This is a genomic window from Micromonospora sp. NPDC126480 (genome assembly GCF_040302465.1).
Lineage (GTDB): Bacteria > Actinomycetota > Actinomycetes > Mycobacteriales > Micromonosporaceae > Micromonospora.
The window spans coordinates 190,950-210,857 of the sequence record NZ_JBEORU010000002.1; the positions used below are offsets into that span (position 1 = coordinate 190,950).

At 71.1% G+C, this 19,908-nt stretch carries 20 protein-coding genes; 9 read left to right on the forward strand and 11 right to left on the reverse strand.

The annotated features are described in order from the left end of the window. The first annotated feature begins 57 nt into the window (after positions 1–57). The 8 genes from ABTW87_RS02495 to ABTW87_RS30170 all read left to right on the forward strand — a co-directional run bounded on the left by ABTW87_RS02495 (position 58) and on the right by ABTW87_RS30170 (position 8,022). Positions 58–849 (forward strand): hypothetical protein, encoded by a 792-nt coding sequence (locus tag ABTW87_RS02495; protein ID WP_350647786.1) that lies wholly within the window; start codon positions 58–60, stop codon positions 847–849. Next, a complete protein-coding gene (locus ABTW87_RS02500) occupies positions 846–2,180 on the forward strand; it encodes a CocE/NonD family hydrolase (RefSeq protein WP_350647788.1) in 1,335 nt (444 codons plus the stop codon). The genes ABTW87_RS02495 and ABTW87_RS02500 overlap by 4 nt, the downstream gene beginning before the upstream one ends. A 3-nt stretch (positions 2,181–2,183) precedes the next feature. Beyond that, positions 2,184–3,572, forward strand: coding sequence for a YcaO-like family protein (locus tag ABTW87_RS02505; RefSeq protein ID WP_350647789.1), 1,389 nt, complete (start codon positions 2,184–2,186; stop codon positions 3,570–3,572). Beyond that, positions 3,569–4,747: a YcaO-like family protein gene (locus tag ABTW87_RS02510; RefSeq protein WP_350647791.1), complete on the forward strand. Its 1,179-nt coding sequence runs from the start codon at positions 3,569–3,571 to the stop codon at positions 4,745–4,747. Before ABTW87_RS02505 ends, ABTW87_RS02510 begins: the two co-directional genes overlap by 4 nt. A 79-nt stretch (positions 4,748–4,826) precedes the next feature. After that, entirely contained in the window at positions 4,827–5,777 is a 951-nt protein-coding gene (locus ABTW87_RS02515; protein ID WP_350647793.1) for an ABC transporter substrate-binding protein, read from the forward strand. Beyond that, positions 5,778–6,833 carry a FecCD family ABC transporter permease gene (locus ABTW87_RS02520; protein ID WP_350647795.1) on the forward strand — a complete coding sequence of 352 codons (1,056 nt, stop codon included), beginning with the start codon at positions 5,778–5,780 and terminating at the stop codon, positions 6,831–6,833. Further along, on the forward strand, positions 6,830–7,657 hold the full coding sequence (locus ABTW87_RS02525) for an ABC transporter ATP-binding protein (RefSeq protein WP_350647796.1): 828 nt from the start codon (positions 6,830–6,832) through the stop codon (positions 7,655–7,657). Before ABTW87_RS02520 ends, ABTW87_RS02525 begins: the two co-directional genes overlap by 4 nt. Continuing rightward, the gene (locus ABTW87_RS30170; protein ID WP_502891516.1) at positions 7,654–8,022 is read left to right on the forward strand and encodes a hypothetical protein; all 369 of its coding nucleotides are present in this window, start codon (positions 7,654–7,656) and stop codon (positions 8,020–8,022) included. The genes ABTW87_RS02525 and ABTW87_RS30170 overlap by 4 nt, the downstream gene beginning before the upstream one ends. A 199-nt stretch (positions 8,023–8,221) precedes the next feature. On the opposite strand, the gene ABTW87_RS02535 is transcribed toward ABTW87_RS30170, so the two are convergent. Together ABTW87_RS02535 and ABTW87_RS02540 are read right to left on the reverse strand one after the other, a co-directional pair. After that, a complete protein-coding gene (locus tag ABTW87_RS02535) occupies positions 8,222–9,112 on the reverse strand; it encodes a PrgI family protein (RefSeq protein WP_350647798.1) in 891 nt (296 codons plus the stop codon). Continuing rightward, positions 9,109–9,564 (reverse strand): hypothetical protein, encoded by a 456-nt coding sequence (locus ABTW87_RS02540; protein WP_350647799.1) that lies wholly within the window; start codon positions 9,562–9,564, stop codon positions 9,109–9,111. The genes ABTW87_RS02535 and ABTW87_RS02540 overlap by 4 nt, the downstream gene beginning before the upstream one ends. On the opposite strand from ABTW87_RS02540, the gene ABTW87_RS02545 reads away from it, so the two are divergent. Continuing rightward, positions 9,509–10,804: an L-serine ammonia-lyase, iron-sulfur-dependent, subunit alpha gene (locus ABTW87_RS02545; RefSeq protein WP_350647801.1), complete on the forward strand. Its 1,296-nt coding sequence runs from the start codon at positions 9,509–9,511 to the stop codon at positions 10,802–10,804. The genes ABTW87_RS02540 and ABTW87_RS02545 overlap by 56 nt on opposite strands. A 39-nt stretch (positions 10,805–10,843) precedes the next feature. Here the strand turns inward: ABTW87_RS02545 and ABTW87_RS02550 are convergent, their stop codons facing one another. The 9 genes from ABTW87_RS02550 to ABTW87_RS02590 all read right to left on the reverse strand — a co-directional run bounded on the left by ABTW87_RS02550 (position 10,844) and on the right by ABTW87_RS02590 (position 19,844). Further along, a complete protein-coding gene (locus tag ABTW87_RS02550) occupies positions 10,844–12,229 on the reverse strand; it encodes an FAD-dependent oxidoreductase (RefSeq protein ID WP_350647802.1) in 1,386 nt (461 codons plus the stop codon). Beyond that, positions 12,226–12,480 (reverse strand): (2Fe-2S)-binding protein, encoded by a 255-nt coding sequence (locus tag ABTW87_RS02555; RefSeq protein WP_350647804.1) that lies wholly within the window; start codon positions 12,478–12,480, stop codon positions 12,226–12,228. The genes ABTW87_RS02550 and ABTW87_RS02555 overlap by 4 nt, the downstream gene beginning before the upstream one ends. Next, entirely contained in the window at positions 12,467–13,636 is a 1,170-nt protein-coding gene (locus ABTW87_RS02560; RefSeq protein ID WP_350647806.1) for an NAD(P)/FAD-dependent oxidoreductase, read from the reverse strand. The genes ABTW87_RS02555 and ABTW87_RS02560 overlap by 14 nt, the downstream gene beginning before the upstream one ends. Continuing rightward, a complete protein-coding gene (locus ABTW87_RS02565) occupies positions 13,612–15,027 on the reverse strand; it encodes an aminopeptidase P family protein (protein WP_350647807.1) in 1,416 nt (471 codons plus the stop codon). The genes ABTW87_RS02560 and ABTW87_RS02565 overlap by 25 nt, the downstream gene beginning before the upstream one ends. After that, a complete protein-coding gene (locus ABTW87_RS02570) occupies positions 15,024–16,430 on the reverse strand; it encodes an aldehyde dehydrogenase family protein (RefSeq protein ID WP_350647809.1) in 1,407 nt (468 codons plus the stop codon). The genes ABTW87_RS02565 and ABTW87_RS02570 overlap by 4 nt, the downstream gene beginning before the upstream one ends. Beyond that, on the reverse strand, positions 16,427–17,428 hold the full coding sequence (locus tag ABTW87_RS02575) for a proline racemase family protein (protein WP_350647810.1): 1,002 nt from the start codon (positions 17,426–17,428) through the stop codon (positions 16,427–16,429). The genes ABTW87_RS02570 and ABTW87_RS02575 overlap by 4 nt, the downstream gene beginning before the upstream one ends. Continuing rightward, positions 17,428–18,318 (reverse strand): dihydrodipicolinate synthase family protein, encoded by an 891-nt coding sequence (locus ABTW87_RS02580; protein WP_350647812.1) that lies wholly within the window; start codon positions 18,316–18,318, stop codon positions 17,428–17,430. The genes ABTW87_RS02575 and ABTW87_RS02580 overlap by 1 nt, the downstream gene beginning before the upstream one ends. 239 nt (positions 18,319–18,557) lie before the next feature. Then, positions 18,558–19,265 (reverse strand): GntR family transcriptional regulator, encoded by a 708-nt coding sequence (locus ABTW87_RS02585; RefSeq protein WP_350647814.1) that lies wholly within the window; start codon positions 19,263–19,265, stop codon positions 18,558–18,560. A 210-nt stretch (positions 19,266–19,475) separates the two neighbouring features. After that, positions 19,476–19,844, reverse strand: a complete 369-nt coding sequence (locus ABTW87_RS02590) for a cyclic-phosphate processing receiver domain-containing protein (protein WP_350648044.1) — start codon at positions 19,842–19,844, stop codon at positions 19,476–19,478. Positions 19,845–19,908: the final 64 nt, after the last annotated feature.

Here is a 19,908-nt window from a genome sequence, read left to right on the forward strand (position 1 = left end):
GGGCGGATGTGACGCCCACGCACCCCTCCCGTAAGCCTAGATCCCTGGTGAGGAGCTATGGACTGGTCCCTGGCCGACCGGCCGCTGCGCCTGGCGCCCGGCGCCGCCGTCGTCCCCACGGCGGACGGCTTCCTGCTCGTCACGCCGACCGAGGACTTCCTCACCGTCGACGTGGAGCCCGACCGCCGGGAGCTGGTCGTGGCCCTGCTCGACGGGGACGTCACCCCGCACACGGCGGTCGCGCGGGACGCCGACACCGCGGGACTGCTCGACGCCCTGGCTGGTGAGGGGTTCCTCACGGAGAAGCCGGAAGGCCCCATCGGTCCGGTGGTCCTGCTCGGTGACGGTGTCCTGGTCGAGCACCTGGGGCGCCTCCTCGACGCCAAGCGAACCGAGGACATCGACGGTGCGGCGATGGTCGTCGCCTGCGCCGACTGGCTGCCGGACAGCCGGTGGCAGCGCCTGGACGCCGACTGCATCACGGCCGGGATCCCCTGGCATCGCGGGTACGCCGAGGGTGGCCGCTGGTACGCCGGACCGTTGTCGGTGCCGCACGTCGGCCCGAGCTACGCCGATCTGCGGCTGCGGCGGCTGGCCGCCAGTCCGTTCCCCGACCAGCTGTTGTCCTACTGGGCGTGGCTCGACTCCGGCGGCCGGCCGGCCGGGCCCCCCGACCCGTCGGGAGCGGCTGTGGTCGCCGGCCTCGTCGCGGCCGACGTACGCGCGTACCTGGCGGGCCGGCCGGTGCCGGGCGAGCGCACCCAGTACGGCGTGGACCCGGGCACGGGGATCGTCCGGCGGCACCCCGTCCTTCCGGTGCCGGCGGACCTGATGGTGCAGGCACCGTGAGCATCCGGGTCGGTGTCGAGGTCGCCGGTCTGGCCGCCGACGGGTGGCTGCCGGACGAGCCGGCCACGTCGGTGCTGGTCCGCACGCCGTACGGGACGCCGGGCCTGTGGCCGGAGGCGGCAGCGTACGCGGCGGCCGGCTACGCCGTCGTCCTGCAGGACCTGCGCGGGCGGTTCCGGTCACCGGGCGACTTCGTCGCCGGCACCGACGAGACCGTCGATGGGCACGCCACCCTCGACTGGATCACCGGCCAGCCCTGGTCGGACGGGCGGGTCGTGCTCGTCGGCACCGGATACGAGGCGTACGCCGCCTGGTGCGCCAGCGGCCATCCAGCGGTCACCGGGGTGGTCAGCCGGCAGCCGTGGCCGCCCGCCGACCCGATCCCCCCGGTCGACGGCGAGCTGTGGTGGCGTACCGAACACGGCAGCGGCCGGGTCGGGCATCCGGGCCTGACCGCGTTGGCGACAGCCGCCACCGACCTGCCACTCGACGACGACGAACTGCCAGACCGGTGGCCGGTCGACATGCGGCCCTGGCCGCCACGTCGGGCGGACACCGCGACGGCGGTGCAGCGCGTCGAAGCGGCGGTGGCCGCGTGCCGGGTGCCGTCGCTGCACATCGGGAGCTGGTACTGCCGATCGGTGGCGGCCACCCTCCACCACGCGGCCCTCGCCGGCGACGCCACCTGCGTCGTCGGCGGCTGGGTCTCACCGCTGACGCACGAGCTGTCCGCCGAGTGCGCGATCGACGTACCGGTCGAACCGGACCCGACGGCTCTCACACTGCAGTGGCTCACCGGCACCTGGGGGACGTCCCGGACGCTGTGGCTGGGCAGCGGCGTCTGGCGCGACGGCTCCCCGGTGCCCGCACCCGGACACGCCGGGACGGTGCTCACCGGCCAGCCCGCCGTGCTGACCGCCGACCCGGCCCGGCCGTACCCGTCGCTGCCGCACTCGGCGGACCTCACCCAGCTCGCCGACGTACCGGGCGTCGCGCTGGGCGAGAGAGCCGGGCCGGTGCGCTACCACGGTCACGCCTCCTGCCAGGTCACCGGACGCTCGGACCTGCCGTCGCAGCTCGTCGCGACCCTCGTGCACCAGACCCCGGCCGGCATCCGCACCGTCCTGACCGACGGCCGCACTGCCGTTCCCGCCGGGAGCTGGACGACGGAGATCACCCTCGGGCCGCTCGCCGTCGATCTCCCCGCCGACCACCGGCTGCGGCTGGAGCTGACCACCAGCCGCTACCCGCGCCACCCGAGACCACCCGCGCCGGCGACGCTCCGCCTCGACACGGTCGTCCTGCGTGCCCCCATCCCCGAGGACAGGTGAGACGTGGACGCGCTGATCGACACCCGGACCGGCGTCGTGCGGGGAACCGTGCGGCTGCCCGCCGAGCACTGGTGGCCGCAGGGACTGGACGTCGCGGTCGCCGACGTCGCCGACATGATGCGCCATCTGCCCTGGCCCGCTGACCGGGTCGCCACCGGCACCGCCTTCGCCGACCCCGAGCAGGCCCACCGGGCCGCCGTCGGCGAGGCTGTCGAGCGGTACTGCGGCAACTTCGTGCCGGCCGACCTGCGCCGGGCCAGCCACCGGCAGCTGCGCGCCGCCGGGCACCGGGCAGTCGACCCGGAGTCCCTGGCGCTGCACTCGCCGGCCCAGCACGCGCAACCCGACTTCCCGTTCGAACCCTTCACGCGGGACGTGGAGGTGCTGTGGACGGCCGGCTATGCCCTGGCCGACGGTACCCCGACGGCCGTCCCGGCGTCCCTGGTCTACGTCAACTGGCTCCTGCCACCCCGGGACGGGGAACCTCGTACCAACTTCTCGATGCTGGCCGGGCTCGCGGCGGGACCGACCCGCGCCGCCGCGGAGACCGCCGCCCTGGAGGAGGTCATCGAACGGGATGCCACCGTGATCTGGTGGGCCAACGGCCTGCCCGCCCGACCAGTCGACGTCTCGCACCCGGCCCTCTCCCGCCTGCTGATCCCCGACCCGGAGCGCGGACCGGGCTGGGCCCGTGCCGCCGGCACCACCACCACTATCCGGTACCGGGTCGTCGCCATCCCCACCGTCTTCGACGTTGCCGTCGTCGGCGTGCTGATCGACGACCCGGAACTGCGGATCACCGCTGTCGGGGTGGCCGCCCGGCCCGAGCCGTCGGCCGCGGTCGCCAAGGCCCTCGCCGAGGCAGTCACCCTGCGCCGGTACGCGGCCGGCCTGCTCGACGCCGACGGCGAGATCTGGCAGGCCGCCCGCTCCGGGCTCATCGACGGAACGGTCTTCCGCCCCTGGCGCGCCGACCGCCGTTACACGCAGTCCTACCGTCCCGACTGGACCGACGTCGTGGATCTCGGCTGCCACGGCCAACTATGGCTCGACCCGGCCATGCGCGAGCACCTGCACCCGATCACCGGCGGCGAGGACCAGGTACACCTCGACGACCTGCCCCACCTGCACGGCGACATCCGCGCCGCCTACCTGCACCGGCTCGCCGAACAGGGCATCGACGCGGTGGCCGTGGACGTCACGACCCCCGACGCGGCGAGCGCGGGTCTCGCCGTCATCCGGGTGGTGGCAGCGGGGGCCTACGGCAACTCACCGGCGGCCTACCCCTTCCTCGGCGGTAGCCGCCTCTACACCGATCCCGTCCAGCTCGGCCTCCGCGCGGCACCGCTGCGCGAGGCGGAGGTCAACCGCGTCCCCCTACCCCACACATGATCACCGATCGACGTACCGGCCTCGTCACCGCGCTGCACCACGAACGCCTCCCCACCGACCTGCATGTCACGCACGCCGACCTGGCCTGGGTGGGCCCGACGGGCGGACGCCCCACCGTCTCCGGCGCGTCCTGGACCACCCCCGACGCCGCCACCGCCGCCGCCCTGGGCGAGGCGATGGAGCGCTACTGCGGCCACCGGCAACCCGGGGGGACGAGGGTGGACACCTGGCACGGATTGACCGACGAGGGGTCGCCGGCCGTCGATCCGCGGCTGGTCGCTCTCTACCGACCCGATCAGGCGGCCCCGTTCACCGGGATCGATCGCGGCGACCGGATCCGCTGGACCCCAGCCACCACACCGGACGGCGGCCGGGTGTGGGTGCCGGCGTCGCTGTGCTCGCTGTCCCCACCGCCGACCGGGCCGGCACCCCACCTACCGGTGGCGGCCGGCGTCGCGGCCGGACCCACCCGGACACACGCGCGCGCCGCCGCCCTCGCCGAGGTCGTCGAACGGCACGCCCTGGCCACCTGCTGGCACGCCGGCACCCGCTTCCCGCTGCTCGATGAGACCGTCCCGGGCTTCCCCGGGGTGCTGCGCGCCGTGCCGAACCTGCTGGCCGCACCCGTGGTGCTGGCCGTCGCCGAGGACGACGACGGGCTGCTCGGCGTCGGCTGCGCCCTGGCTCTCGACGCCCGGACCGCCGCCGCCAAGGCAGCGGCCGAGGCGTGCCAGAGCCTGCGCACCGTCCAACTGGTCGCCGACGGCGTCGTGGACTGGCGACCCTTGCACGCTTACCGCCGCGACCGCCGGTACGCCGACTCGTACGCCGTCGACCTGTCCGACGTCACTGACATCGTCTGCCACGCGCAGCTGCTCGCCGACCCGCGCGTCGCCGAAGCCGTCACCGCCCGGCTCGACACCGGTGATCCCACACCGCAGCGGCACGGCTGGACCACGACCGGTCCCGATTTGGACGCATCCCTCGCCGCCCAGGGCCTCACCCCGCTCACCGCCGACCTCACCACCGCCGACGCCGCAGCTGCCGGCTACCACGTCGTCCGCGTCGTCGTGCCGGGACTGCGGTCCACCGCGCCGGCCGCGTTCCCGTTCCTCGGGCCGGGTGCGGAGCCGCTACCGGACCGGCCCTGCCTGCTCCCGGTGCCGCATGTTTGACCGGGAACACCGCACCGACACCCGCCCGGACGTCCGGCGGTCCCGCTGTACCTGCCCGATGAGAGAGAAGGACAGATAGATGAGAAGATTCACCCTCGCCGGCGCGCTGACCCTGGTCCTGGCCCTGAGCGCCTGCGGTGGCGCCGCCGAACCAACCACCGCCGCCGCCGACGAGGCGGCCGGGCCGAAGACGGTGACGAACTGCGGCCAGCAGTACAGCTACCGGCAGGCACCCCAGCGCATCGTCACCTCCAGCACCCCGGCGACCGAGATCATCCTGGCGCTGGGCCAGCGCGACCGCCTGGTCGGCACCGTCGCCCCGGGCGAGCTACTGCCCGAGTACGCCGACGACATGCAGGGTGTCACCATCATCGCCAAGAAGGCGTTCCCGCCACCGTCGAAGGAGACGGTGCTCGCCGCCCGGCCCGAACTCGTCGTCAGCGCCTACCCCGACGACTACGGACCCAAGGCCCTCGGTGACCGGGCCAAGCTCGCCGAGGAGGGCGTCAACTCGTACCTGCTGTCCGGCGCGTGCCAGGGGCGCAAGGCGACGGTCGACGACACCTACGCGGACCTGAAGAATCTTGGCGACCTGCTCGGGGCGACCGATCAGGCCGAGGCGCTGGTCACAAAGCTGCGCGGCGAGATCGACTCGGTCAAGCCGGTGTCCGGCAACCCCAAGGTGTTCGTCTACTCCGGCGGCAAGGACAAGCCCACCACCCCCGGCTCCCAGGCACTCGTGGACGACCTGCTGCGCCGGGCCGGGGCCGCCAACGCCTTCCCCGAGGTCACCGGCTTCGGCCAGGTCAACTGGGAGGAACTGGTCAAGCGCAACCCGGACGCGATCCTCATCGAGGACCAGGCCTTCGAGCCCGCCGACGCGGCGATCGCCTTCCTGACCAGCTACCCGCCGATCCAGGGCGTCACCGCCGTGAAAGAGAAGCGGTTCATCGTCGTGCCGGTCAACGACAACCAGCCGGGGCTGCGCTCCGGCCGCGCCCTGCAGACCATTGTCGCCGGACTCGGCTGAGTGACCACTCGCGCCGCCACCCCCGCCCCGGTCGCCTCGACCAGGGCGGGGGCCCTGCGACTCCCACTCACCATCTGGTTGGGCACTCTGGCCGTGGTGCTCGTCGCCTCGATCGCCGCCGCCGTCAGCCTCGGCCCCGTCGCCATCCCCGTGGACGTGGTGTGGCGCGTCATCGGTCACGAACTCGGCGTCGGCGACGGCACCGGCATCATCGGTCCGGACCGGGCCATCGTCTGGGGTATCCGCCTACCGCGGGTGCTGCTGGGCGCGGTCACCGGCGCCGGGCTCGCCCTGGTCGGCGCCGTGCTCCAGGCGGTGCTGCGCAACCCGCTGGCCGACCCGTACATCATCGGGGTCACCTCCGGCGCCTCGCTGGGCGCGGTGAGCGTGATGCTGCTCGGCCTGGCCCCGGTCGCGGCCGTCTCCGTGCCGACCGGCGCGTTCGCCGGCGCGGTCGCCGCCTTCGCCGCCGTGCTGGCCCTCGGCCGCACCAGCACCGTCCGGCTGATCCTCGCCGGCGTCGCCGTCGCGGCGCTGTGCGAAGCCGTCACCCAGTACCTCGTCCTGACCACACCCGACCGCGACGTCCGCTCCGCGCTGCACTGGACCCTCGGCGGGCTGGCCGGCACCGAGTGGGCGCACCTACCGGTGGCTACGATCGTGACGGGCGCGGCGGGCGCCTGGTTCGTCACCAACATCACTCGGCTCAACGCGCTGACCCTCGGCGACGACACCGCCGCCAGCCTCGGCGTGGACGGCGACCAGGTACGCCGCCGGCTCGTCGTCGGCTGCGCCCTGGTGACCGCCAGCCTGGTGTCGGTCACCGGCGGAATCGGATTCGTCGCCCTCATCGTCCCGCACACCATGCGGCTGCTCGTCGGCCCCGATCACCGGCGCCTCCTGCCGGTGGTCGCGCTGGCCGGTGCGGTCTTCCTGGTCTGGGTCGACCTCGCCGCCCGCACTGTCAACGACCCCGACGAGGTACCCATCAGCGTCATCACCGCGCTGCTCGGCGCCCCCTTCTTCCTGTACCTGCTGCGTAAGGCCCACCCGTGACACCGGCCCACCTCGAACTACGCGCCGTCCGCTGGGGACCCCGCGGCGCGACCATCGTGCGCGACGTCGACCTCGTCGTCGAACCCGGAGAGATCGTCGGCCTGCTCGGCCCCAACGGCAGCGGCAAGTCCAGCCTCCTGCGCTGCGTCTACCGGCGGAACCGCCCCACCGGCGGCTCGGTCCTGCTCGACGGGACGGACCTGTGGCACCAGCCGGCCCGGCAGGTCGCCCGCCAGGTGGCCGTCCTCACTCAGGACACCCCGCCGGACCTCGAGCACACCGTCGCCGATCTGGTCGCACTCGGCCGCGTACCCCACCAATCCGCGCTCGGTGGGACCACCGCCAACGACCGCCGGATCGTGGCGGACGTGGTACGGCGCTGCTCCCTGGAAGATCTGGCCGGACGCCGGGTCGCCACGCTCTCCGGCGGTGAACGCCAGCGCGTCCACCTCGCCCGGGCCCTGGCCCAGCAGCCCCGCCTGCTGCTGCTCGACGAACCCACCAACCACCTGGACCTGGCACACCAACTGGCCGTCCTCGACCTGGTGTGCGGTCTCGGGACGACCGTCGTGGCCGCTCTGCACGACATCGAACTCGCCGCCGCCTACTGTGACCGCCTCGTGGTTCTGCACGCCGGCCGGGTGGCTGCCGCCGGGCCGCCGGGGAAGATCCTCACCGACCGGCTCCTGCGGGACGTGTACGGGGTCGTGGCTGAGGTGATCACCGACGAGACCGTTGGCCTGCGCCTGCGGCTCCCAAGCCCGGCGCACCGCCGGACCCCTGCCCCGGAGTCTCCCTCGGCCGTTGTCCCTCGCTGGTCGTGACGCGTGGGCGGACGGCCGCGCCGGCGGCGGCGCGTTCGGTGGTGATCGCGAACACCGTCCGCGACTGGTACACCGAGGCCCGGCACCTGCTCGTCCCGACCGGACTGCTCCTGGTCGCCGACGCCATGCCCGAGGCGCCTGTTACCGCGAAGCCGTGCAGCGGTGGCGTCGGCCCATGGACCGCGTGGTGGGCCGCGCTGTCCGCGCAGCCGTCGATGGCGCCGCTGCTGACCGAGCGGGCGGCCTCGACCATCGGGTCCCCGAGGCGGCCCTGGTCGGCGTCGAGCCGGCGGGAGGATTCGAGGCGGGCGCGTTGGCGCTTGAGCATCGGCGCCGCCAGGGGCGGCGGCACCGGGTCGAGGTGAACGGCGACATCGACGCGGCCGGGGTAGGACAGCAGCGGGTCCAGCCACGCTGGGCCGACCTCGGCGGGGTAGCCGCACACGGCGTAGGTGGCGGCGTACCCGTCGCCGACCTGCACGTGCCACGGCGTGACCGACAGCGCGGCCGGGGAGGGCATCCCCTCCCCGGCCACAACGTTCTTCTTGCGGGTCTTCAACAGGTTCACGGTGTGCTCCGTAGGGTGATCGGGGCGCCGGGCACCGCGCGGGGGCCGGGCACCGGTGGGGAGAAGGGATCGACCGCGCTCGCGAGGGCGGCGGCGAGCGCCAGCCCGTCCAGCGCGGTGGCTTCGACGCCGAGGCCGGACAGGGCACGCACGGCGCTGTCAGCGGCCTGCTCGCCGGTGACGACCGCGAGCACCTGACGCCGCAACGGGTCGCGCTCGCTGTCGAGGTCGAGCAGGAACTCGGCGTAGTCATCGGCGGCGGCCTGCAACGCCGGATGCGGCAGGCGCGGCGCGTGGTCGACGATGGCCTGCGCGTGAACGGTCAGGTCGTGCCGTTGCGCGGCCACGACGATCTGCGCCGACCCCGTCAAGGAGTTGAGGAACCGCCCGAACCCGTCGAGCAGCGCGCCCTGCTCGCTACCGGTGCGCAGGTGGATGTTCGTGGTGCCGCAGGCGATCAGCACCCGGTTCTTGCCCTCCGAGGTGAGGACTCCGGTCGGGCTGACCGCCGTGACCGGTGAGCGCAGCGGCGCCGGGACGCTCGGCGTGCCGGCCACGGCCGCGACCGCGCTGGCCCGAGGCGTGCCCGGCGCGAACGTGCGTGGGCTGCGGGACAGGGCCAGACCGTGCCGCAGCCACACATCGAGGGGTAGGCCGTCGCGGCGGCCGAGCGCGATCACGATCGCGACGGCGAACACGATGACCCCGGCGACGATCCACGCGATCGGCGGGAGTAGGTGCCCGACGGCGCGGTAGACGCCGAAGCCGGCCAGGCCGGTACCGCCGATGATGCCGAGCTGCCGGAAGGTCAGGCCGAACGCGATCCGGTCGGCCTCGCTGATGTTGGCCGGTACGACGGCGCGCGGGCTGGTGTCCTCGGTGTTCATCGCGCACCCCGCACACGTGCGAGCCGGCCGAACGGCAGGGTGCGGGTGATGCCCTGGATGAACACCGCGCGCAGCAAAACCCCGCCCATGTTCGGCGAGCCCGCGCGGGTGACGTACCGGCGCATCATGCCGGGGATCCTGACGGTGACCCACAGCACGACGATGACCAGCAGCAAGTTGAGGGTGTCCGAGCCGGGTAGGCCGAGCAGGATCGGCAGGTTGGCTTCCGGGTCGATCAGCAGGCTGATGCCTGCCGAGAACGCGACCGCCTGCAGCGTGGGTGTGGCCAGACAGCCCAGCAGGGTGCGCCACCACAGGTCGGCGCGGCCAGGCAGCCATGGGCGGTCGCGCGGAACCGAAGACCATCGTCCGTGGCGATGACAGGAGCATTGCGCCGTGATCAGTGTTTTCGATCTTTTCAGCGTCGGTATCGGGCCGTCCAGCTCGCACACCGTCGGGCCGATGCGGGCCGCCCGTACGTTCGTGGCGGGCCTGAAGGCCGACGGGCAGCTCGCCGACGTGGCGCGGGTACGGGCGGAGCTGTTCGGCTCGCTCGGCGCGACCGGGCACGGGCACGGCAGTGACCGGGCGGTGCTGCTGGGGCTGGAGGGCGAGGTCCCGGAGACAGTCGACACCGACTCGGTCGGGCCGCGTGTGGAGCGGATCCGCACCCAGCGGCGGCTCGACCTGTTCGGCAGCCAGGGGATCGACTTCGACCCGGACGCCGATCTGGTGCTGCACCGCCGGCGCTCGCTGCCGTACCACCCGAACGGGATGACGTTCTCGGCGTACGACGCGGCCGGGAACGAGGTGCGGGCGCGCACGTACTACTCGGTCGGCGGCGGGTTCGTGGTGGACGAGGCGGCCGCCGGTGCGGACCGGATCAAGGCGGACACCACCCGGGTGCGGCACCCGTTCCTGACCGGCGCGGAACTGCTCAAGGTCACCTCCGGGACCGGTCTGTCGATCAGCGAGGTGATGCTCGCCAACGAGCTGTCCTGGCGCAGCGAGACGGACGTCCGGGCGGGTTTGCTGGAGATCTGGCGGGTGATGCGCGAGTGCGTGGAGAACGGCTGCACCCGTGACGGCGTACTCCCGGGTGGGTTGAAGGTCCGGCGGCGCGCGGCCGAGATGCGGCGCAGCCTGGAGGCGGAGACCGGCAGCCAGGATCCGCTGCGCGCGATGGACTGGGTGACGCTGTTCGCGCTGGCGGTCAACGAGGAGAACACCCGGTTCGTGCCGGGCGCGTCCGAGGAGGGCGTGGTCCGGTTCCTGCTCGCGGCCGGCGCGATCGGCGTGCTGTTCAAGGAGAACGCGTCGATCTCCGGTGCCGAGGTGGGCTGCCAGGGCGAGGTGGGTTCGGCGTGCTCGATGGCGGCGGCCGGGCTCGCCGAGGCGCTCGGCGGTACGCCGGAGCAGGTGGAGAAAGCGGCCGAGATCGGCATGGAGCACAACCTGGGGCTGACCTGCGATCCGGTGGGTGGCCTGGTGCAGATCCCGTGCATCGAGCGCAACGCGGTGGCGAGCATCAAGGCGATCACCGCGGCTCGGCTGGCGTTGCGGGGCGACGGGGTGCACGCCGTGTCGCTGGACAAGGTCATCAAGACCATGCGGGAGACCGGCGCGGACATGAAGGTCAAGTACAAGGAGACCGCGCGCGGCGGGCTCGCCGTCAACGTCATCGAATGCTGAGGGCACCTCCGCGCCGGCCGTGATTCGTCGTGCGCCAGATCAGTCGTCGCCGGCGAGGTCGGCAAGCGTGATCGGCTGCATCAGCGTACGAGACGCATGTCCCTGAAGATCCACCGAACTCACCGGCCGGGCCGCTTCTCGGGCGGTGAGGCATGCAGTGGCGTAACCACATATTCGCCCCTGGCACCAGCCCATGCCGGCGCGGGTCAACAGCTTCGTGCCCCTGGCATCGCCCGCGGACAGTTCACGCACCGCCTGCCGAACAGCGCCTGCCGACACCTCCTCGCACCGACAGACGAGAGTCTGGTCGTCACACAGGTCGGGCCAGAAGGCCGGCACGGGATGAACCGCATGCATAACGGCGGCGAAACGACGCAGTCGACGCCGGATCCGCAGCAACCTACTGCGCTCACCCGCGCGCAGCGGCCTCGCACGACCGAGAGACCGGGCGACCGCGTCCCCGGCGAGGTGCCCTTCCACGAGCGCCAGCTTCGCCCCGCCGACGCCGGTCACCTCGCCCGCTGCGTACACGCCCGGTACCGAGGTCGCTTGATCCGGCCCGATCCTCACCACGAGACTTCCATCGCGGTTCATGAATGTCTCGCATCCCAGGGCGACAGCCACCTCCACCTGCGGGGTGAAACCGAAGCCGACGGCGAGACCGTCGCAGCCGACGTGTCTCTCGCTGCCGGGCACCACCGAGCCCAGCGGGCTGATCGCCGCCACTGTCACCCCCACGAGCTGATCGTCGCCGTGCGCGGCCACCACAGCCATACGCCGCCGATACGGCACCCGGCGACGCAGCATCCGCCAGCCGTACCGGCCTGCCTCGGTCAACTTGCTCGCTGCGCCAAGAACCGCACCGACATGCCGTGCGTACTGGACAGGGTTATTCGCCTCGTAGACGCCGACCACCGTGGCGCCGGCGTCGGCCAAGCCGGTCGCGACCGGCAACAGAAACGGTCCGGTACCCCCGACGACGACGCGTCGCGCGAACACCACCCCTTGACCCTTCAGCAGGGCCTGAGCTCCACCGGCGGTGACCACCCCCGGCAGATCCCAACCTGGGAAAGGGACAACCCGGTCATGAGCTCCGGTGGCGATGACGAGTCGCCGGCCGTACACGACCGTGGAGTGCGTGTGGACGGCGAACTGCGGACCGACGTCGTCCGGGCGAGACTCGACGAACCACACTGCCGCGTCCGGATGATGATCGAGCTGATCGAACCGTGCGCGCAGACCGGCGAACACCGCCCAGTCCGTGTGGCTGGGGGCGTCCGCACCGGATCGGTGCCGCCAGTACTGTCCGCCGGGACGCGGCCCGGCATCCAGGACGGCCACCCGGCAGCCGGCATCGGCCGCCGTGACCGCCGCGCCCAGCCCGGCCGGTCCTGCACCGATCACCACCAGGTCGTACGTGCTCATGTCCCCTCCCGCAGCTCGTCCTGAGGTTCGATCACGTCACCGCTGCGGGCGACCACAAGACAGGCCCGCTGCGACGGCACACCGTTGACCGTGACGAGACAGTCGAAGCACACGCCGATGCCGCAGAAGACCCCCCGGCGTCGCCCCTCGACCCGTGTGCCCCGCCAGGATCGGATCCCGGCGGCGAGAAGGGCCGCGGCTACGCTCTGCCGCCCGTCGTGAGGGATCGAGCGGCCGTCAAAGGTGAACATGGTGACGCTCCGGTGCGAACGGTCGTAGATCCACGTGCGGGCGTCGGTCGGTCAGCAGTGCGGCGATGGCGTGCCCGGTCGCCGGGGCGAGGCCGATACCGGCGCCCTCGTGGCCGGTGGCATGAAAGAGCCCCGGCACGTCCTTGTCCGCGCCGATGATCGGCAGATGGTCCGGACTGTACGGCCGGAAACCCCGGTAGGCGCGAATCGCGGAGACGCCGCCCAGGATCGGGAACAGGCGTATCGCAGCCGCTGCGAGCCCTCGCAGTGCCGGCAGAGACATGGCCGGGTCGAAGCCGACATGCTCCCGGCTGGACCCGATCAGGATCGTGCCGGCGCGAGTCCCCTCCACCACCGGAGAGATCTCCAGCCCAGCGGTGCTGCGCTCGACGTTCGCAACGTAACCGGCGGCGTAGACCTTGTGCCGCACGAGCTCAGGCAGCGGCTGGGTGACCAGGACGAAGCCACGTCGAGGCAGGATCGGCAGCTCGACGCCCGCCAACGCGGCGACTCTGCCAGCCCATACGCCGGCGGCGTTCACCACCCTGGTCGTCGACAGCAGGCCATGATCAGTCCGCACAGCTCGAATCCCCCCGGTGCCGTCCCAGAGCAGGCCGACGACGCAGATGCCGGTCAGTACCGTTGCCCGGGCCGCACGGAGCAGGTGTGCGGCGGCGAGCATGGACTGGACCTGCATGTCCTGGGGATAGTGCACCGCACCGACGAGATGGGGGGACAGGTGCGGCTCGTAGCCGGGCAACTCATGCGAGGCGACGGCGTGCGCCTCGACGCCCGCAGCACGCTGGCGGTCCGCGAACGCCGACAGCGTGTCGTGCTCTGTCGCCGAGGCCGCCACCACCAGTCCGCCCTTTCGTTCCAGTTCGATCTGCGCATCGCCTACGGTCTCTCCCAGTTCGCGCCACAGCGCGACGGAATGAAGCGCCAGGCTGAGTTCCGGTCCGGGTGATTTGTCGGACAGGAGGATGTTGCCTTCGCCGGCCCCGGTGGTGCCGGATGCGACGCCGGCCCGGTCCACCACTGTCACCGTCAGGCCAGCCCGTGCGGCGTAGTAGGCGCAGGCGGCACCGGTCATCCCGGCGCCTATCACCACCACGTCCGCGCCGGCGTCGATCACGACGACACCCGGTGCATCCACGCCTCGATCTCGTCGGGACGTCGAGGTAGCCCGGAGGAGAGGACTCGACAGCCGTTGTCGGTGACGAGAACGTCCTCCTCGATCCGAATCCCGATTCCGCGCAGCTCAGCCGGAACCAACTCGTCGTCGGGCTGGAAGTAGAGGCCGGGCTCGACAGTGAGCATCTGGCCGGCAGCCAGCCGTCCGTGCAGGTAGCTGCCGGCGCGGGCAGCCGCGCAGTCGTGGACGTCCAGACCGAGCATGTGGCCTGATCCACACAGCGTCCACCGCCGGTAGAGCCCGGACTCCTCGGTCAAGGCGCGTTCCGGCGACACGGGCAGCACGCCCAGGTCGGCTAGGCCGTACGCCAGCACGGTCATCGCCGCCTGATGGAACGCACGCCAGTCGGCGCCCGGCTTGAGGCAGTCCAGAGCTGCGTCGTTCGCCTTCAGGCACAACTCGTAGAGATCGCGTTGCAGCGGACTGAACCGGCCGGACACCGGTAGAACACGAGTGATGTCTGCCGTGTAGAGCGATCTCGTCTCGGCGCCGGCGTCGAGCAGCAGCAGGTCCCCGTCGCGGACCGCGCCGTCGTTGTCGATCCAGTGCAAGGTGGCGGCGTGCGCACCGGCGGCCACGATCGAGTGGTATCCGACGTCGTTGCCCTCCAAGCGGGCTCGCTGCCAGAACACCCCCTCCAGGTAACGCTCGGACGTACGCTTCGCCATCGGCAGGGCACGCACCATGTCCTCGAAACCGCGGGTGGTGATGGCTACCGCCTCTTCCAGCTGGCCGACCTCCCAGTCGTCCTTGACCAGCCGCATCTCATCCAGTACCGCAGCGAATTCCAGATCGCCGGATCCCGCGGCGTCGGCCGTCAGCCCATCCACGTGCACGTCGACTCCACGCAGCACGCGGGTCGGGACGCCCCGACCGGACAGGGCCGACTCCAGCTCGGCCAGATGACGGGTCGTCACAGCCAGCCGCCGACGGCTCTCTCCCAAGGTGGGGCGGCGTCCGGCCCACAGTTCCCCGTACATCCGGTCACGGAAGAACTCGGGCGTGCTCCGGTCGGATCGGGGGCGAAGAAAGAGCATCTCCTCACCGTCCGGCTCGATGACCAGGACCCCGTCTGAGGACTGGTCGCCGGTCAGCCAGACATAGGCAGAATGCGGGCGGAACCGATAGTGCTGGTCGTTGGAACGCCTCTTGAAGCTTCCGGCCGGGACGACGAGCCGTTCCCCGGAAAAGCGGCCGTGCAACTGTCTCCGGCGTGCCGCCGCCCAGCCGGCGACCTCGTCGACCTGTGTGACGTACTGCTCGCTGTCCGCCCACCCGGAGAGCATTAACTCCTCCAACGCGGGGCTGACCGGCAGATCATGACTACCGGTGTACAGGTCGACCCATTTCATGCGGCCTCCTCGGCGGGCTCGGGTGGGGGAGTGCAGAGGGTGATGGTGCGCAACGAGGTGTAGAAGTCCAACGCGGCTGTGCCCTGTTCTCGAGGGCCCTGGCTGGACGCCTTCTCACCGCCGAACGGCGCATGGAAATCGACTCCGGTAGTGGGCGTGTTGACCCGGATGAGACCGGTGTCGATGGCCCGGACCACCTCGAATAACCGGCCGATGTCGCGACCGTGGACGGACGTCACCAGCCCGTACCGAACGTGGTTGACCAGAGCGGCCGCGGCGGCCGGGTCCGACACGGTGAAGATACTGGCCAGCGGGCCGAACGTCTCCTCGCACGCGACCGGATGGCCGGGGTCGACCGAATCGAGCAGTACCGGCGCCACATAAAGGCCGTCAGCCCGGGACGCGGGACGAGTGAGAACTCGGCCTCCTGCCGCGCGGACTGCCGCGACGCCGTCCAGAACTCGACGGCGCGCGGCGTCGGTGATGACGGGACCGACTGCGACGCCGGCATCGGCCGGGTCGCCGACGCGTAGCCCCGCCACCGCGGCCACCAGGCCTTCGGTGAGCGCGGTGGCGTCGCCCACCACGATGATCCGCCGAGTTGCGGTGCACTTCTGGCCCGCATATCCCATGGCGGCACCTGCCAGCATCGTGGCAGTGGTGGCAGGGTCGGCGTCCGGCAGCACGACCGCGGCGTTCTGTCCGCCCATCTCCGCCTGAACCGGCAGCCCGGCGCGAACGGCGGCGACGGCGACACCCCTGCCGACCGTCGCGGAGCCGGTGAAGGACACGACGTCAGCCGCTTCGACGACGGCCTGTCCGGTGTCCGCACCTCCCGGCACCACATGGAGCAGATCGTCGGGCAGCAGCCCGTCGAACAGGCCCGCCACCAACTCGCCGCAAGCCAGCGCCTCGGGCGACGGCTTGAGCAGCACTCCGTTACCAGTGGCGAGGGCCGGTGCAGCCTTCCACAGAGGAATGGCCAGTGGAAAGTTCCACGGCGTGATCAGACCAGCCACGCCCCGCGGCCGACGCTCGGTGAACAGCAGTCCCGGCTGATTCGCCGGCAGCGTCGGCGCCAGCAGGTCGCCGATCGCCGCGAAGCAGGACTGTGCGTAGTAGTCGAGGATCGCAGCGGCCCGGCTGACCTCGGCGTTCGCCTCCACGACCGGCTTGCCCACCTCACGGACGATCAAAGCAGCCGCTTCACCGGCCCGAGCCCGCAGCCGGTCCGCCGCCCCGCTCAGGGCGGCAGCGCGGCCGGACGGATCCCGACGGCGCCAGGCGCCCTGCGCGACACGGACCGAATCGGCGAGCTTACGCACACCATCAGGAGTGACCGGGGCACGCTCCGCGACGACATCGTCCGGCTTCTGAGGAGAACGGCTCTGAATGAGACTCACAACATGAATCCCGCCGGGAAAGGGTCCTCGGGGTCGAGGAAGAACTGGGCGGTACCGGTAAGCCACGCCCGCCCGGTAACTGTCGGCACCACTGCGGGCCGACCGGCGACGGTGGTCGTATCGATCAGCCGACCGGAAAACCGGCTGCCGATGATGGACTCGTTGACGAATTCCTGTCCGAGGGGGAGCAACCCGCGGGCGTGCAACTGCGCCATCCTCGCCGACGTGCCGGTCCCGCAAGGGGATCGGTCGAACCAGCCGGGATGGATGGCCATGGCGTGGCGTGACAACCGGGCGGTCGCCCCCTCCGCCGCCAGGTAGACATGGTGGCATCCGGAGATGTGTGGCTGCTCGGGGTGCACGGGCCGGGCGATGTCGTTCACCCCTCTCATGACGCTGAGCCCCACCTCCAGCAGCCGTTGTTTGTCCATGCGATCCAGTCGCAGGCCCAACTCCGGCAGGTCGACGATCGCATAAAAGTTGCCGCCGAACGCGAGGTCGTAACGGACGTGGCCGTAGCCGGGGACGTCGACCAGGGCGTCCTGTTCCACCAGGAAGGAAGGAACGTTCTGGATGGTGACAGCGGTGGCGCGGCTCTGCTCGACCTTGACAGACGCCACCACCAGTCCGGCCGGCGTATCGAGGCGGATCGTGGTCACCGGCTCGGTGACCGGCACCATCCCGGTCTCCGCCAGTACGGTAGCCACACCGATCGCACCGTGTCCGCACATCGGCAGACACCCCGACACCTCGATGAAGACCACACCGACATCGGCGTCCGGGCGGGTGGGCGGCTGGAGGATCGCACCCGACATGGCGGAGTGCCCGCGCGGCTCGTACATCAGAAACGTGCGCAGGTCATCGCGGTGGTTCGTCAGGTACTCCCGACGTTGCGCCATGGTGTCGCCCGGCAGGAGCGGCGCGCCTCCGGTCACCACCCGGGTGGGCATTCCCTCCGTGTGGGAGTCGACGACGTGAATGAGGCGGCTACTGCGCATCAGCGGTGCCCTGCCGCGAGCAGCCGTTCGGTCGTGGTACGGATGACCGCGGCGTCGGTGGAGGCCAGTGGCTGGCGCGGCTGGCGCGTGAAGCCGCCAGAACGACCGGCTACATCCATGGAAAGCTTGATCGCCTGAACGAACTCAGTGCGCGAATCCCAACGGAGCAGCGGATGCAGTGCCCGGTAGAGGAGGACGGCCGTCCTGAGATCACCCGCCGTCGCGGCCTCGTAAAGGCGAACGCAGCTTGCCGGAATGGCGTTCTGGTAACCGCCAATCCATCCCACCGCGCCCGCGATCAGGAATTCGAGCGCGACGTCGTCCGCGCCGGCGAGGATGTCGAGACCAGGCGCCGTCTCGGCGATCTGGTACGCCCGGCGGGCGTCGCCGCTGAACTCCTTGACCGCGACGATCAAACCTTCGTCGTGTAGACGCCGCAGCAGGTCGGGTGTCAGGTCCACCCTCGTGTCCATCGGATTGTTGTAGGCGACGATCGGTAGACCTGCCTTCGCCACCTCGCGGTAGTGGGCCAGCACTGCTGCCTCGTCAGCGCGGTACGTCGTCGGTGGCAGCAACATGACGGCCGGGCAGCCTTCCTCCGCAGCCTGCTCGGTCCAGCGCCGTGCCTCGTCGGCACCGTAGGCCGAGACGCCTGGTACGACGGCGAACCCATCAGGGGCGGCTTGCACTGCCGTTCGCACCACCGAAGCCCGTTCCTCGCTGCTGAGCGCCTGGTATTCACCGAGAGAACCGTTGGGGACAACGCCGTGGCAGCCGTTGTCAGCGAGCCACCCGACATGTGCAGCGTAAGCGCCGAAATCGATGCCCTGGTCGGCGTGGAACGGTAGAGCGGTCGCTACGAGAACCCCACGCCACGGCGCCATTTCCATGCGGCCTCCATCAGTAATATGTTACATAGCACCATAGTGGCTGTGCCCGCCCCGTCAAGAGGTGAATCGGCCCGGCCCCGGCGCCTTCGAGGTCAGTCGAAGACGTGCTGAGGGCGTGACCGCATGCGATGGCGGGCCGGCTGCTGCCGGCGAGCACAGTAGGTGTGGCCCCGAGGTGCCATGCTGGCGGCCGGGGGCGGCAGCCAGCATGGCGGACGTGCTAACAGAGCACGTTGATCCTAGTCTTCACGACGGGCCGCCCAGATGCCCCGGACGTGCCGCAAGTGGTGTCGCATCAGGCCGACCACGGCCTCACGGTCACTCCCGGCGATGAGCTCGATCAACTCGAGATGCTCGTTCGCGGAGTCGACCAGACCTCCACTCTCCACCAGTGCGTCGAGACCGTATAAACGGGTGTGATTGCGCAGGTCGGCAACCGTCTCGACCAGCCGTTGATTCCCAGCGGCACGCAACAGTGTCAGGTGGAAGGCGTTGTCCGATTCGATGTACGCCACCAGGTCCCCACGTCCGGCAGCAGAAACGATGTTGTCCGCCAACCTCCGCAGTTCCCGCACCTGCGGTTCCGACAGTCTGCCCGTCTGGTCGGCCACCACCGGAATCTCGAGAAGCTCCCGAATCTGAGTGATCTCGTCCAGATCCCGCTCGCTGAGGGCCTTGACGCGGAATCCCTTGTTCTTGACGATCGAGACCAAGCCCTCCTTGGCCAGGTCGAGGATCGCTTCGCGAACCGGCGTGGGCGAGACGCCGAAGCGTCCGGCCAGCATCGGGACGGAGTAGGTCGAATCCGGCCTCAAGCTGCCAGCCACGATAGCCGCGCGCAGGGCGTGCGCTACGTCCTCGCGTAGGCTCTGCCGACTCTGAAGCGGGTTCAGGTCCAGCGTGGATGCGGCGGCGCTCGCATCGCCAGTCCGCTGGTTGCCTTTCACAGTTGCATCCGCTCCGGTCCCGTCGAGCCAACCCCGAGAACAAGCCGCCCGGGGCCCGCCCTTCATCCCTGCTGACGGCGGCCCTGTCTCTCAGCGCCACCGTCAACCACCGCGCCGATCTCGGAGCCTACCCAGTGGGTATCACCTCGACATCTACCGGGCGACAGCCGGTGGGTCGCAGCCTGCTACGCGACGGCGTAGCCGGATCGATCAGCTCGCCGGAGGACCTTTGTCGTAGCCGACGTCTGAGCAACCCGATGCGACGCGGACCCGATAACCCCAGCGCCCCAGGACAAGCGCGATTCTCGCGGCACCGCCCGGGTTGGCGGAATGGACGACGACCACACCGATGTTGAAGGGGCGGTCGTCGAAGGCGGCCTGCTCCAGGACCTCTACCACCGGCCAGATCGTGTCGTCGCCGCCCAGGTCGTGGTCCAGCCACAGTTCGTCCAGCCGACCATCCCTGTAGCGGGTAAGAAGCTCGACTCCAGCAGCGCTCGTACGGGCCACCTCCGCGCGGCGGCCATCGACGAACGACCGAAGGTCATCGATCAGAGCGATCGCTCGTCGGGCGTCCACCCGGTCATGATGCGCGGGCACCGCCACATGTCGCCATCCGGCTTCCCCGGCGAAGCAGGCGCCC

Excerpts from the sequence above, each read along its gene's own strand:
- ABTW87_RS02550 (WP_350647802.1), bottom strand. The coding sequence starts at position 12,229 with ATGAGCACGTACGACCTGGTGGTGATCGGTGCAGGACCGGCCGGGCTG.
- ABTW87_RS02495 (WP_350647786.1), top strand. The coding sequence starts at position 58 with ATGGACTGGTCCCTGGCCGACCGGCCGCTGCGCCTGGCGCCCGGCGCC.
- ABTW87_RS02565 (WP_350647807.1), bottom strand. The coding sequence starts at position 15,027 with ATGAAATGGGTCGACCTGTACACCGGTAGTCATGATCTGCCGGTCAGC.
- ABTW87_RS02580 (WP_350647812.1), bottom strand. The coding sequence starts at position 18,318 with ATGGAAATGGCGCCGTGGCGTGGGGTTCTCGTAGCGACCGCTCTACCG.
- ABTW87_RS02515 (WP_350647793.1), top strand. The coding sequence starts at position 4,827 with ATGAGAAGATTCACCCTCGCCGGCGCGCTGACCCTGGTCCTGGCCCTG.
- ABTW87_RS02575 (WP_350647810.1), bottom strand. The coding sequence starts at position 17,428 with ATGCGCAGTAGCCGCCTCATTCACGTCGTCGACTCCCACACGGAGGGA.
- ABTW87_RS02555 (WP_350647804.1), bottom strand. The coding sequence starts at position 12,480 with ATGTTCACCTTTGACGGCCGCTCGATCCCTCACGACGGGCGGCAGAGC.
- ABTW87_RS02510 (WP_350647791.1), top strand. The coding sequence starts at position 3,569 with ATGATCACCGATCGACGTACCGGCCTCGTCACCGCGCTGCACCACGAA.
- ABTW87_RS02535 (WP_350647798.1), bottom strand. The coding sequence starts at position 9,112 with ATGAACACCGAGGACACCAGCCCGCGCGCCGTCGTACCGGCCAACATC.